Annotated in this window: 13 protein-coding genes; 2 read left to right on the forward strand and 11 right to left on the reverse strand. The window is 57.6% G+C overall.

Translation table 11 applies throughout. The annotated features are described in order from the left end of the window. Positions 1-129: 129 nt before the first annotated feature. Complete coding sequence (locus JS578_03185) at positions 130-672, forward strand: 1-acyl-sn-glycerol-3-phosphate acyltransferase (protein ID QRX64273.1); 543 nt, start codon at positions 130-132, stop codon at positions 670-672. Between the two features lie 26 nt (positions 673-698). Here JS578_03185 and dinB read toward each other — a convergent pair whose 3' ends face one another. The 11 genes from dinB to JS578_03240 all read right to left on the reverse strand — a co-directional run bounded on the left by dinB (position 699) and on the right by JS578_03240 (position 12,077). Continuing rightward, complete coding sequence (dinB, locus tag JS578_03190) at positions 699-1,787, reverse strand: DNA polymerase IV (protein ID QRX64274.1); 1,089 nt, start codon at positions 1,785-1,787, stop codon at positions 699-701. 126 nt (positions 1,788-1,913) lie between these two features. After that, positions 1,914-3,380, reverse strand: coding sequence for a phytoene desaturase (gene crtI, locus JS578_03195; GenBank protein QRX64275.1), 1,467 nt, complete (start codon positions 3,378-3,380; stop codon positions 1,914-1,916). Then, positions 3,380-4,102: a hypothetical protein gene (locus JS578_03200; protein ID QRX64276.1), complete on the reverse strand. Its 723-nt coding sequence runs from the start codon at positions 4,100-4,102 to the stop codon at positions 3,380-3,382. The genes crtI and JS578_03200 overlap by 1 nt, the downstream gene beginning before the upstream one ends. A gap of 75 nt (positions 4,103-4,177) precedes the next feature. Further along, positions 4,178-5,500 (reverse strand): deoxyribodipyrimidine photo-lyase, encoded by a 1,323-nt coding sequence (locus tag JS578_03205; GenBank protein QRX64277.1) that lies wholly within the window; start codon positions 5,498-5,500, stop codon positions 4,178-4,180. Between the two features lies 1 nt (position 5,501). Next, the gene (locus JS578_03210) at positions 5,502-6,611 is read right to left on the reverse strand and encodes a glycosyltransferase (protein QRX64278.1); all 1,110 of its coding nucleotides are present in this window, start codon (positions 6,609-6,611) and stop codon (positions 5,502-5,504) included. Beyond that, positions 6,608-7,225, reverse strand: a complete 618-nt coding sequence (locus tag JS578_03215) for a lysophospholipid acyltransferase family protein (protein ID QRX64279.1) — start codon at positions 7,223-7,225, stop codon at positions 6,608-6,610. The genes JS578_03210 and JS578_03215 overlap by 4 nt, the downstream gene beginning before the upstream one ends. Before the next feature lie 28 nt (positions 7,226-7,253). Continuing rightward, positions 7,254-7,904 carry a carotenoid biosynthesis protein gene (locus JS578_03220; GenBank protein QRX64280.1) on the reverse strand — a complete coding sequence of 217 codons (651 nt, stop codon included), beginning with the start codon at positions 7,902-7,904 and terminating at the stop codon, positions 7,254-7,256. 103 nt (positions 7,905-8,007) lie between these two features. Continuing rightward, the gene (gene idi / locus JS578_03225) at positions 8,008-8,529 is read right to left on the reverse strand and encodes an isopentenyl-diphosphate Delta-isomerase (protein QRX64281.1); all 522 of its coding nucleotides are present in this window, start codon (positions 8,527-8,529) and stop codon (positions 8,008-8,010) included. Then, the gene (locus tag JS578_03230) at positions 8,526-9,389 is read right to left on the reverse strand and encodes a phytoene/squalene synthase family protein (protein QRX64282.1); all 864 of its coding nucleotides are present in this window, start codon (positions 9,387-9,389) and stop codon (positions 8,526-8,528) included. The genes idi and JS578_03230 overlap by 4 nt, the downstream gene beginning before the upstream one ends. A 326-nt stretch (positions 9,390-9,715) precedes the next feature. Continuing rightward, on the reverse strand, positions 9,716-10,711 hold the full coding sequence (locus JS578_03235; GenBank protein QRX64283.1) for a HAMP domain-containing histidine kinase: 996 nt from the start codon (positions 10,709-10,711) through the stop codon (positions 9,716-9,718). A 1-nt stretch (position 10,712) separates the two neighbouring features. Continuing rightward, positions 10,713-12,077, reverse strand: coding sequence for a sigma-54-dependent Fis family transcriptional regulator (locus JS578_03240; protein QRX64284.1), 1,365 nt, complete (start codon positions 12,075-12,077; stop codon positions 10,713-10,715). Positions 12,078-12,247: 170 nt separating this feature from the next. Here JS578_03240 and JS578_03245 point away from each other — a divergent pair, with 170 nt between their 5' ends. Beyond that, positions 12,248-13,708, forward strand: coding sequence for a TolC family protein (locus tag JS578_03245; GenBank protein QRX64285.1), 1,461 nt, complete (start codon positions 12,248-12,250; stop codon positions 13,706-13,708). The last annotated feature ends 39 nt before the right edge of the window (positions 13,709-13,747 follow it).

Genomic DNA, 13,747 nt, shown 5'->3' on the forward strand with positions numbered 1-13,747 from the left:
GAACAACAATTATTAAGTAACGTTTTATTATTGGACAATCACATAATATTGAACAACACTTACCTAATTACTAAATAACGAACTTCCTAACGTAATAACTTAACAACGTAATAACGTAATAACGAATATATGGCCAATCTAAGCAAATTCATACTCAACAAGATCATGGGATGGAAGGTGGTGAACACTTTCCCCGAGGTGCCGAAGTGCGTGCTGGCGGTGGCGCCCCACACCAGCAACTGGGACTTCGTGGTGGGCAAGCTGGCCTACAATTCACTGGGGCGGCAGGCCAACTTCCTGATCAAGGCAGAGTGGTTCTTTTTCCCCTTCAACATTTTCTTCAGCCGCATCGGCGGCATACCGGTGAAGCGGGGAAAGAGCGGATCGCTGACCGAAATCCTGGCGAACGAGTTCCGCACACGCGAATGGATGCACCTGGGAATCACCCCCGAGGGTACACGCAAGCCGGTGAAGGAGTGGAAAAAGGGGTTCTACTTCATCGCCCTGAAGGCAAGGGTGCCGATCCTGCTCATCGGTCTCGACTATGGTAAAAAAGAAGCCCGCGTGCTGGATCTCTTCTACCCCACCAACGACTACCGGAAGGACATCGTGACCATCAAGTCCTACTACAAGGATGTGCAGGCCAAGAAGCCGGAGAATTTTATCCTCTGATATTTTTTGTAACATCTATCGCAACCCTATTCCTCACCGAAATTGAGGGATAGCTGGATCCCCTCGGGTGGCATCAGCTCCTGACCGGCATCGGCATTCTTCAGGGTGAGCCCCATCAGACGTATCTTGCGGTCCAGCAGGTCGTCGGCCTGCAGCAGCAGCTCCTTGCCCAGGTCGAACAGCTCACTGTAGGTCCGGATGTAATGCCCCACGGTGCGGCTGCGGGTGATCACCGTGAAATCGGCGTACTTGATCTTGAGGGTCAGTGTGCGCGCCATGAACTTCTTCTTATCGGCACGGCGGTGCACCTCCAGTGCCAGCTGGTCGAGCGCCGCCAGGATATCAACCATCTCCTCCAGGTCGTCGGCATAGGTTTCCTCGGCACCGAGCGACTTGCGCACCCGTTCCGACTCCACCTCCCGCTCGTCTATGCCCCGTGCGAAGCGGTAGTAGGCGCTGCCCACCTTACCGAACTCACGCACCAGGTCAATCTCCTCCCACTGCTTCAGATCCTTACCCGTTTGGATGCCCAGCTCGCTCATCCGTGCGGCGGTCACTCTCCCCACCCCGAAGAACTTGCTCACCGGCAGCTGCTCCACGAAAGCCTCAGCCTGCTCCGGCTCTATCACGAAGAGGCCGTCCGGCTTCCTGTAGTCGGAGGCGATCTTGGCGAGGAACTTGTTGAAGGAGACGCCGGCGGAGGCGGTGAGACGGGTGCGGCTCTGGATCTTCTGCTTGATCTCGCGGGCGATGAGCGTGGCGGAACGATTGCCCTTGTGGTTGACGGTGACATCGAGGAACGCCTCGTCGAGCGAGAGCGGCTCCACCTTGTCGGTATACTCGAGGAAGATCTGCATGATCTGGCCGGAGATGGTGCGGTAATGCTCAAAGCGGGGCATCACGAAGATCAGGTGGGGACACTTGCGCAGCGCCGTAACGGAGGGCATGGCGGAGTGGATGCCATACTTCCGTGCCTCGTAGCTGGCGGCAGCCACCACGCCCCGTTTGCCTCCATAGCCCACGGCGACGGGCTTCCCGCGATAATCTGGGTTGTCGCGTTGCTCGATGGAGGCGTAAAACGCATCCATATCCACATGGATGATCTTCCGGTTCATAAGGGCAAATATAACGGCAATTTGTTACATGTCAAAAGAAAAGAGAAATTATATCCACAACTTGTTGAGATTGCTCACGGGGGTCCCTGTACCGTTCAATTGGTACAGGAACACCTCGCTGTTTCATCACTCGCCCAAGATCCGTCTACAAACCATCTCGGCGCTGATCACCGCCATGGGGAGGCCTGCCCCGGGAGTGGTGGAGGCACCCACGTAGAAGAGGTTGACATACTCCTCGTCATAGTTCTTCGGGCGGAGGGCACCAATCTGGCTCAACCGGTGTGAGAGTCCCAGGCCGCTCCCCATGTAGAGGTTGAACTGCTTCTCCCACTCCTGCGGGGTGTAGATGGTGCGGGTGACGATGTGGGGCATGATGTCAATGCCGATGCGTTTGGAGAAGTCGGTGAGGATGCTGTCAACGATCTCATCACGATCGCTCCAGTCGGGCTTGTACTGCAGACTGGGTACCGGGCATACGATGAAGAGGCTCTCGCAACCCTCCGGTGCACACTGGGGATTGTGCTTCGAGACGGCGTTCACGTAGTAGTAGGGCTTCTGCAGTGAGTCGGGGTTCTTCAGCACGTTGTGGGCATAGTCTTCAAAGTTGCTGCCCAGGAAGTAGTTGTGCAGGTCCAGGTCGGGCAGCTTACGGTCGATGCCCACGTAGATGGTGAGGTAGCCCATGGTCCACTCCATCTTGCGGAGCTTCGCCTCGGAGTACTTCTTCCGCTGCAGCACGCGCCCACGGAAGAGGGCCGCATCGGCGTTGATCAGGAAGGTGTCGGCCTCGTAGTGGTTGCCCTCGCTGTCGGTGAGGCGCGTGACACGGTTGCCCTCCCCTTCCACCGCTGTCACCTCGGTGTTGTAGCGGAAGGTGGCACCCCGCTGTTGCAGCGCGTTCACCATTCCCTCCACGATCTGGTACATGCCCCCCTCCACGTTGTGGTAGCCGTCGTGCCGGAACTCGGTGTAGGAGAGCAGGCTGTAGATGGCCATCGTGTCGAAGGGGGTGCGGCCCAGGAAGAAGGCCACCAGCGAGACGATCTGCCGAGCCTCGTGCGAGTCGAAGTAACCCCTCACATGCTGCCAGAACATCTTCATCAGCACGGGGATGTGCACCGGGTTGACCTTCATCAGGGCGGCGAAGTACTCGAGGTAGCTGTCAAAGTTGTTGCGGATCACGATGTCGAAGGTGTCGTGAAAGAGGGCGCCCGACTTCTGGAGGTAGCGCTCCATCTTCGCCTCGAAGTCGGGCTCTATGTCGCGAAACTGCTCCGCCAGCTGCCTGATATCCTTGTGCAGGCGGAAGCTGCGGCCCCCGGCGAAATGCACCGAGTAGAGCGGGTCCAGCTCCACGAAGCGGAAGGGTATCTCCACGCCGCACAGCTTCATGAAGTCGGTGAAGACATAAGACATGCTGAAGAAGCTGGGGCCGGTATCGAAGGTGAACCCCTCCTTCTCGAGGCGGTTGAGCCTTCCGCCGGGGCGGCTGTTCTTCTCGAGGAACTGCACCTCATATCCCCTGCTTTGCAATAGCAGTCCGCTGGAGAGGCCTCCCAGTCCGGTGCCGGTGATGATTACTTTCTTCTTCATTATGGTTGATGTTTTTTAGTGAATGCGGGGTAAAGCTCATCCTTCACCCAGCTGAAGCCGGGGGCGATGGAGAGTGATTTGCGGTAGAAACTGTCGGCCATGGCGATGTTGCCCGTCTCCTCGTAGGCGGCAGCAAGCTGCACCAGCAGGGCCAGGTAGTTCCAGTCGCCCTTGCCGGCGGGCGCCATCAGCCGCTCGGCGTGCCGGTAGTGCTCAATGGCCCGCTCCTTCGATCCGCCGAAGAGGGGCGGCATGAAGTAATCGATGTTGCCCAGCTGGATGTAGCCCAGCGCGTTCTTGTCGTCGTTGGCAACAGATGCCTTGGCGGCATCGAGGCTTTTGGGTCCCAGCCTGGGAGCCTTCAGTTTGGCCAGGCCGATCTGGAAGCCAAGGTAGGCGGACTCGTAGGCCTGCAGCAGTGGGAGCCGGTAGCTCCCCGTTTTCAGCCGGTCCATCCGTTCCAGGCTCCTCTCCAGGTAAATCTTTGCCTCGCTCTTACGGTTGTTGCCGATGCACCAGCCCACGTAGCCATACTCGTAGTTGAGCAGCTCCAGCTCTCGCTCGTGGCTCTTGTCCGCCTCGGCGTGCATCGCCTCGATGGTTTCCTTCCAGGCGGCCATGTCGTTGGTCAGGTAGGCACGATAGATGGTCTCCTTCTCACCTGCCGTCACGAGGGTGCAACAGATCGTGAAGAGCAACAGGATAATCGATTTTTGTTTCATTTTTCAGTTGTCTGTGGTCATTTTTTTGTTCCAGGTTCATCAAACAATATACTTTGAACTATAAACTTTTAACGTTTAAACATTGTATCTTTCCAGCGCCCGTTGGCGGGCGAAGGAGTGGTCTACCATCGGTGCAGGATATGCGCTACTGCCCAACTCGGGGATCCAGCGGCGGATATACTCCTGACGGGGGTCGAACCGCTTCAGTTGCTCCGCAGGGTTGAAGATCCGAAAGTAGGGCGCCGCATCGCAGCCGGTGCCGGCCACCCACTGCCAGTTGCCGTTGTTGGCCGCCAGATCGTAGTCGAGCAGCTTCGCGGCGAAGTAAGCCTCCCCCCAACGCCAGTCAATGAGCAGGTGCTTGGTGAGGAAGCTGGCAGCAACCATCCGCACGCGGTTGTGCATGAAGCCGGTGGCATTCAGCTCCCGCATGCCCGCGTCGACCATCGGGTAGCCGGTGGTGCCATTGCACCAGCGAACGAACTCCGCTTCGTTGTTCTCCCACAAGATCGCCGCATACTTCTTCCGGAAGGGGCCCTCCACCACGTAGGGGAAGTGCCAGAGCACCTGCATGAAGAACTCACGCCAGATCAGCTCCTTCAGGTAGGTCTCGCTGAGCAGCGAGGCACGCAGTGCCAGCTTGCGGATGCTGATGGTGCCAAAGCGAAGGTGTACTCCCATGCGGGTGACACCATGCTCCAGTGCCGACAGGTCGCGTGTATGTTCATAGTCGGCAATCACCCCGTCGTCGGGGTCTGCGGGTGGAAACCGGAAGCCGGGATCACGGAAGCCTATCGCTGCGAGTGTCAGCATCGGCGGTATCTCTTGCAGCATGTTGCCGAGCAGCTCCTCCGAAGGATAGAACCGCTGCTCCCCCTCGCGGTACTTCGAGAGCCAGGCGCGGGAGTAGGGTGTGTATACGCTGTAGGGCTTACCCGCGGCGGTGAGCAGCTCATCCTTGTGGAAGATCACCTGATCCTTATAGCGGCGCAGAGGGATCCCCTTGTCGGCCAACAGCTCCTCCACCCGCCGGTCGCGGGCCACGGCATAGGGCTCGTAGTCCTCGTTGCAGCAGACCTCCGCAATAGGATAATCGTTCAGCAGTTGCCCGAACAGCTCCTCGGGTCTCCCCTGCAGGCAGAGGATACCGGAACCATGCTCCTTTCGCAGGCGCCGGTCCATCGCCTCAATAGTGGAGTAGATGAAGGCGACCCTGCGATCCTCTTTCTCACTGAGGCCATCCAGGATCTCGCGGTCGAAGATGAAGAGGGGCAGCACGGGGCGCCCTGTGCGGAGGGCCTGCAAGAGCGCGTGGTTGTCCTCCAGACGCAGGTCGCGTCTGAACCAGCAGAGGGTGACAGGCGTCTCCTTTGAGAGCTGTGGTTTCGTTGCAATCATATTATACCTTCCGTCCTTTCCAGGTGAACGATTTATTTCTGCTGTTGATGAGCGAGCGCAGGATAAAAGCACCCAGCATCAACTGCTGTGGCAGGAACAGCTGCAGGTTGTCGCCCACCCTCATGCGGGCAGTCAGCGATGCCGCGATGCGGGTGAGCAGTGTGGCTGTGAGCCAGAGCAGGAGACCGTCCCATCTTCCTGCGATGAGGAAGGGGATGAAGCCGAACGTGGTGACCAGCCAGTAGAGGATGGCGGCAACCGGCGAGTTGCCGAAGAAGTGGGTGACGTTCTTCGAGAACCCCTCCACCGCTTCCGGCAGAGAGCGGTACATGCGGCAGCGCACCCCCCTGATGCCGGTGAGGCAGCTCACCCGGTGGCGCTGCCGCTTCAGGTGACGGGCAATCTCGATGTCCTCAACACGGCTCATGCGGAACTGCCGGTGGGGTTGCATCTCTTTGTAGGTATCATGCCGGAACAGCATAAACTGACCGTTGGCGGCGGAGAGCGAAGGGAACCCCGAAAGGCGCACCAGCGGCAGCGGCAGCAGCGTGAGCAGGATGAGCTGCATGTTGGGCACGTTGATCTTTTCTCCCAGCGTCCGCATCTCCTGCGTGGGGAAGATGCTCATCAGGTCGCAGCGATGCCGCTGCATATATTGCAGGGAGCGGTCGAGCACTCCCTCTCCCACCCGCACGTCGGCATCGAGGAAGAGGAGATAGTGGCCCGTGGCCTCCTGTGCCAGGCAGTGACAGGCGTGATTCTTGCCGGTCCAGCCTTCGGGCAACGCCGCTCCCCGGATCAGCCGGATGCGTGAATCGGCTGCTGCGTACCGTTCCACGATGGAAGCCGTATTGTCGGCGGACTGGTCGTCGCATACGATGATCTCCCTGATACGGTCGCTGATGGAGGTGAGGTCGCCCAGCAGCCTGCCGATGTTCGCCTCCTCGTCGCGTACCGGGATCAGCAGCGACAATGTCTGCCTCGTTTCAGCACCGCTCTCACCCTTTGCAGCGCGTGCCGGCAACCCCTCCCGGAAGAGGAGGTTGACCAGCGCTACCAGCAGTTGCAGCAGCGCAAAGGCGATGATGATGCAGGCAATGTATTCGATCATTCGGTGCGTGCAGTTTGGATGGTGAGACAATCGGCATAAAAGCGGTTGTAGGCCTCCTCCAGCGCTTCACGTCGGAACGACCCTTCGTAGTCGCGCAGGTAGATGTAGAGCGTGGGCTTCGGATGCGCCAGATAGTCGATCATGTTGACCGACATCAGCAGCTGCACCTCCCCCTCCCTGCCCTGCAGGATGCGCTCTATCCCTTTCTCAAAGATGAACTGAGGGCAATAGAGCGACTGTAACTTGCCCTGCGGGTAGATCAGCACCATGTTCTCCGGGTCCTGCAGCAGCGACGCGGCGTACTGCAGCGACTCCACCACCTCGCGGCTCTTCCTGTTGACCGAGAAGGCGCCGGTGTAGTTGAAAAAGCGGAAGCGGAGCAGCTGATCCTCCTGCATCATGAAGTGAAACCTGCGCTTCACCACCTCCAGCTTGAGGTACATCGCCCAGAAGCCGTCCCACCAGCCTGTGTGGTTGCCTATCAGCAGCACCGGCTTCCCCCTGTCGGCAAACGACCCTTCGATCGTCACCCCTCTGAAATGGCGTTTCAGCAACCAGCGGGTGTAGTGCTGGAAGAAGGGGTAGATGAAGAAGTGGTGTTTCGAGCGTAGCATCCTCAATATTTATGGCGTGTGTTATCATTCATTTGCTCAGCATGATCAGCAGGAAGAAGAGCGTCTGCACCACGAAGAGCGGCAGCGCCATCGTGTTGCGGTCGCGCACCCTCATCCGGTAGCGCACCGTGTGGAAGGTCACCGCCAGCACTCCCCACATCAGGTAGTTCTGCAGGGGGATGATCTCATTCTGCCAGGACCACATGTCCATCTTCGGGGCCACCTGCTCCATGATCAAGTCGTAGCCCACCATCAGCAGCGAAGGCCAGACGATGCCGTTGAGCATGTTGCGGCGCCGCGGCGTGAAGATGGCGGAAGTGAGGTAGATCATCAGCACCCAGTTGAGGCCGATGAGCGGCGGCGTGCCATTGATCTTGGGCCCCAGGCCGCTACCGTAGAGATAGCTGCCAAAGAGCGCACCGGTGTTGACGCCCCACATCTCCACCAGGAAGCCGGCGGTGAAGACGAAGAGGTAGAAGACAATCCTGTTGCGCTGCCCCCCTTTCCGGCGGTCGCGGTCGTACCAGATGAGCAGCGCCAGCGAGAGCAGCAGCACCAGCGGCGTCAGCAGCATGAAGTAGCGGTGTGTGAAGGGAATGATGAATCCGGCCACCCCCACGGCATAGATCACCGCGATGCGGCGGATCATCTCTCTTTCTTTGACGGTATATCGGGGCATGTTTTTCAGTGATCAGTTTTTTAGTTTCAGGTTCCGGGTTCAAGGTTCCGGATTTCGGGTTTCGGGTTCCAGATTCCGGATTCATCAAACTTTGAAACATGAACTATGAAGTTTGAACTTTTTGATATATCATTTTAAACCATTCGGTGAAGCATTCGGGGTGCTCTTTCATCTCCTCCTGCAGGGCATCGGGAGAGATGTAGCGCCACTCATCCACCTCATCGGGGTGCGGCTGCGGCAGTGCGTCGCTGGTGAGGGTGAAAACCCTGTCGTACTCATACTCGGTCAGCGTCTCATCCACCTTGGCCCGGTAGACAAAGTCGAAGAGGTGCAGCAGCTCCTCACCGGCATCCATTCCCATCTCCTCCTGCAGGCGGCGGCGGGCAGCAACGGCATGCGCCTCTCCCGGGTAGGGATGGGTGCAGCAGGCATTGGTCCAGAGACAGGCGGAGTGGTACTTGCCGGCAGCACGGCGGTGCAGCAGCCAGTCGCCGGCACTGTTGAAGACCAACACCGAGACGGCACGGTGCAGTGCAGGCAGGCGATGTGCCTCCAGCTTGTTCATGGTGCCCAGGGGGTTGTCCTGTTCGTCGACCAGCTGCACCAGCAGTTCGTTGTCGTTCATATAATTTCCATCTTCAGTTTGTGCTTGATCACGGCGCCGGAGAGCAGCCTGAACTTCTCAGCATTGGGCACACGGATGCGACGGGTGACCAGCTCAGCGGCGGGGGTTTCGCGTATCTTTTCGAGCAACCGCATGTAGTACTGGTAGGCTGTGTACACCGCCAAGCGTGAGCTGTCGGGCAGTCGGCGGATCCCCTTGAGCGCCTCGGCAAAGTCGCTCTCGATGTCGCGCACGAGCTCCCGCTTGGTCGCCTCGTCGAACTGCTCCATGGTGAAACCGGGGAAGTAGACACGTCCCAGCTCCAGCACATCCTGTCGCAGGTCGCGCAGGAAGTTGACCTTCTGAAAGGCGGAGCCCAGCCGCATGGCAGGAGCCACCAGCTCCCCGAAGAGGCGGTCGTCACCGTCGCAGAAGACGCGCAGGCACATCAGCCCCACCACATCAGCCGAACCGTAGATATACTGATCAGCTTCCAGCCGGGTGGTGTAGATCTTCTTATCCAGGTCGGCCCGCATGCTGGCCAGGAACGCCCGGATGTAGGCATCGTCGATGCGATAGCGGTTGACCGTTGTCAGGAAGGCGTGGATCACCGGGTTGGTGCTGACACCCTGCTCCCGGGCGAAGTCGTAATCCGCCTCAAACCGGTCGAGCAGCGCCCGCTGGTCGTGCCCATGGAAGGTGTCAACAATCTCATCGGCCAACCGCACGAAGCCGTAGATGCCGTGTATCGCCTCCCTGACGGTGGGCGGGAAGAGTTGCGTGGCAGAGTAGAAGGAGGTGCTGTAGTGCCGGGTCACCTCACGGCTCATCCCGAAGGAGAGCGTCCAGTACTTGAGGAACCCGGTGTTTTCCGTAATCATCTGTCAAGGTTATTAAATGGTCTGGGTGCCATCCCACTTCGGATGACACAGGCAAATATAACAGCATTTTTCAGATTTCCCCCTACAGGAGCAATGTTTCACTCCATATTTAACTATTCGGACAGCAGAAATGCCGCCCCTCACGGGGCAGCATCTCCTGTTGGTCTAAATAATTATCAAATGTTCGCTGTATTAAGTCAGCCAGCTATAACCTTGAACGCCTCGTAGACCAGGAAGGCAGGCCATACAAGCGCCTTGAGGAATCCCAGCACCCCCATCCAGAAAGTGGCGGCGGTGGAGATGTACCACACGATGAGACTGTTTGCTCACCCCGGGAATTGCAGCGTGATAGCGGTGCCCTCTCCATCGGACAAGAGCGACACCGATCCCTTGTGTAGCAACATCATCTGACGGCAGAGGCTTAATCCGATGCCTGATCCTCCCGACTTGGTACTGTAGAATGGGATGAACACTTTACCCATCGCTTCGGCCGAGATACCGCATCCGTTGTCGGAGACAGTGATCCTCACACTATCTCCCTCCTGTCGTGCATCAATCCTGATCTGCGGCGATGCGGTCTGCTCTGTCGCCTCATGCGCGTTCCGAAGCAGGTTGATCAGCATCTGGTCCACCATGTTGCGGTCGCCACGAAAGACCAGTTGCTCCGGATAACAGCTGTAGGTGAAGTGAATTTGATCAGCCTCCACCAGCAGTTGCAGCGACCGGAACAGGTCGGCAGCACGAATGGGCTGCATCACCGGCTGCGGTATCCGCGTCAGCTTACGGTAGTTCTCCACGAAGGTGAGCAACCCGGCACTCCGCCGGTGAATTGTTTGCATGGCCCTGCACATGTTATGGCACTCCTCCTCACTTTGATAGGTCGCCCCCTCCTCTTTCCCCAACGTCTCCGAGAGAGAGATGATGGGCGCGATGCTGTTCATGATCTCATGGGTGAGCACGCTCACAAGCTTCTGCCAGGCCTCCGTCTCTGCCTCCTCCATGTAGGCATGCTGTGCCTGTGCACGGAAAAGCTGCAATGCCTCGTCCATCTCTTTCGACAGGCGGTTGAGCTCCTGCTCCGAGTTGTTTTGCGGATAGTGAAACGAGTAATCGGCATGCCGGATGCCGGAGATCATCCGCTCCATCCGTGAGATCAATTTCTTCCTGTCGTAGTAGAGTGAGATCGATACCATCAACAGGCCAATCAACACCAGCAGTGAGGAGAAGTAGAGTGCATGCAGGAAGAGCCATACCGCTGTCAGCGACAACAACAGGATGGCCGCTATCTTGAACATGTAGAGATATCTGGAGGGTAGCTTCATCTTATTTGTCCGATTGTTTGCCCATTTTACGATAGAGCGCAAAGCGCGAGATCCCCAGCAGGTCGGCTGCCCGGTTCATATTTCCATCCGATTGCTTCAGGGCCTGATCAATAGCCTTTCGTTCCAGCTCCTCCAGGTTCAGGTTCTCACTCCTCCTCCCCGTGGCGACGGGTGTGAGCAAGATGTCATCGGCATAGAGCATGTAACCGGTAGACAAGATCACAGCCCTCTCCATGGCATGCTGCAGCTCCCGCACGTTTCCCGGCCAGGGGTACTCCTGCAGCTTGCGTTGTGCCGAGGTGGCGATGCTCCTGATCTCCTTCTTGTACTTGCGGCAATACTTCTCCCGGAAAAAATCGGCCAGCAGCAGGATGTCGCTGCCTCTCTCCCGCAACGGAGGAATGTGCAGTTCAATGGTGTTGATGCGGTACAACAGGTCACGCCGGAACTCACCCCGCTCTGTCATCTCATGGATGTCGGCATTGGTGGCACAGATCAGTCGCACGTTGATCGGCACCCGTCGGGTGGAACCCAGGCGAATCACCTCTCTCTTCTCCAGCACCGTCAGCAGCTTCGCCTGCATGAAAGGCGACAGGTTCCCAATCTCATCCAGGAACAGCGTGCCTTCGCTGGCAATCTCAAAACGCCCCTGCTTTTCTTTTTTTGCATCGGTGAAAGCCCCTTTCTCATGACCGAACAACTCACTCTCGAAGAGTGATTCGGGGATGCTCCCCAGGTCGATGTGCACGAAGGGCTTCCCGGCACGCGGAGAGGAGTGGTAAAGCAGGTTGGCAATCAGGTCCTTCCCCGTGCCATTCTCACCCAGCAGCAGGATGTTGGCATCGGTATCCTTCAACTTGTCGATGGTGCCGTAGAGCACCTGCATCACCTCACTCTCACCCACGATCTCAGGAAAAGGAGGCCTGTTGCTTTCGAGTGCCGACACCTGTTTCCGGAGCTGCGACACTTCGTTTCTACTCTTGCTCAGCTGCAGGGCTGATGAGATGGTGGCCAGCAGCTTCTCGCCCTCCCACGGCTTGGGGATGAAATCGGTGGCCCCCGCCTTGATGGCTCGCACCGCCTTCTCGGTATCGCCATAGGCGGTGATGAAGATCACCACTACATTGGGATCGATGCTGTGGATCTGCTGCAGCCAATGAAAACCCTCTTGTCCGCTGCTGGCATCATGGTGGAAGTTCATGTCGAGCAGGATCACATCGGGACGATACGATTCCATGAAATCAACGATCCGCTCCGGTCGTGTGGTCACCTTCACCTTCTCCACATGGGGCTGCAGCAGAAGATTGAGCGCGAAGAGGATGTCCTCGTTGTCATCTACAATCAGTATCTTGCCTTCCTTGTCCATCGCAATTCTTTTTTGCTCCACAAATATAGACCATTTATCCGGATCAGACTGTGTGAAATCGAACATATATTGTGCGATAATGCACACATCCAACCACCGAACTACAATCACATCATGCTCTATTTGTGACGTTTACACTTTTGGCACGCCATTTGATTATGAAGAATTGCATGAGATACATTATTCTTTTCATTCTTTATTCAATCTGCACTGGGCAACTCATAGCGCAGGACTCGCTTCGTCTCACACTCGACGAGGCAGTCGCGCTTGCCCGTGCCCAGTCACCCCAGTCAGTGGCAGCGCGGCACCAATACCGCGCTGCCTACTGGAACTGGCGTACCTTCAAAGCCGACTACCTGCCAAGCCTCTCCTTCAACAGCTACAGCTCCCTCAACCGCTCCATCAGTCCCGTCACCCTGCCCGACGGCAGCGACAGCTTCCTGCACAGGAACCAGCTGCTCAACGAGGGGAGCCTCACCATCAACCAGAATATCGCCCCCCTGGGTGGAAGCATCTTCCTGGAAACAGGTCTGCAACGTCTCGATCTCTTCACCGACAAGCGCCGCTCTTTTAAATCGACACCCGTGGTGCTCGGCTACTCGCAGAACCTGTTCGGCTACAACCGGCTGAAGTGGGACAAGAAGATTGAACCGGCACGTTACGCACAGGCAAAGAAGAGCTACCTGGAGACGCTGGAGCTGGTGGCAGCCATGACTGCCAACAAGTTCTTCGCCCTGGCCACGGCACAGAGCAGGCTGCAGTCGGCCGACTACAACTATGCGGCAGCCGACACCCTCTTCCGATATGCAAAGGGAAGGTACGACATCGGCACCATCACCGAAAACGAGATGTTGCAACTGGAAATCAACCACCTCACGGAACAGAGCAACCGCCTCAATGCCGCCATGGAGGTCGATAACGCCATCCAGGAGCTGCGCAGCTTCCTGGGCATACGCGATAACGTGGAGATGGTGGCCGTGATCCGCAATGAGCTGCCCCTCTTCATGGTTCCCCTGGCGGAGGCGCTTCACTATGCCTGGCAGAACAGTCCCGACATCGAATGGTATGCCCTGCAACAGCTGCAGAGCGAAAGCAGCGTGGCACAGGCAAAGGCATCGCGCGGACTGAAGGCGGACCTCTACATGCAGGTGGGACTGACACAGACGGCAACAGCACTGAACAACGCCTACCGCAATCCAATGGATCAGCAGCTGGTGAGCCTCGGCATCCGCATTCCCCTTGTCGACTGGGGTGTGGGCAAGGGACGCGTGGAGGTGGCACGCAGCAACCTGGAAAAGACAAAGACAGAGATCGCACAAGCCCGCACCGACTTCGAGGCCAACGTGATCAAGCTGGTGAAGCAGTTCAACCTGCAGACCAACAAGGTGGCCATCGCACAAAAGACATCGGTACGTGCCGCACGCAGAAACGAGGTGGCCTACCGCCTCTACCTGCTGGGCAAGTCCACGCTGCTCGACCTCAATGCCTCCATCGCCGAGAAAGACAGCTCACAGCGGGCCTACATCAGCGCGCTGCACAACTACTGGAACCTCTATTACGCCCTGCGGAGCATCACGGGATACGATTTTCAGCTGAACGCTCCCATCACGGTCGCGGAACAGGAATTTTAACAATGAAAATGACATGAACAACGCAAACAATACCGGCAG

It is taken from the genome of Dysgonomonadaceae bacterium zrk40 (assembly GCA_016916535.1).
In the GTDB taxonomy this organism is placed as follows: Bacteria; Bacteroidota; Bacteroidia; order Bacteroidales; family Dysgonomonadaceae; genus Proteiniphilum.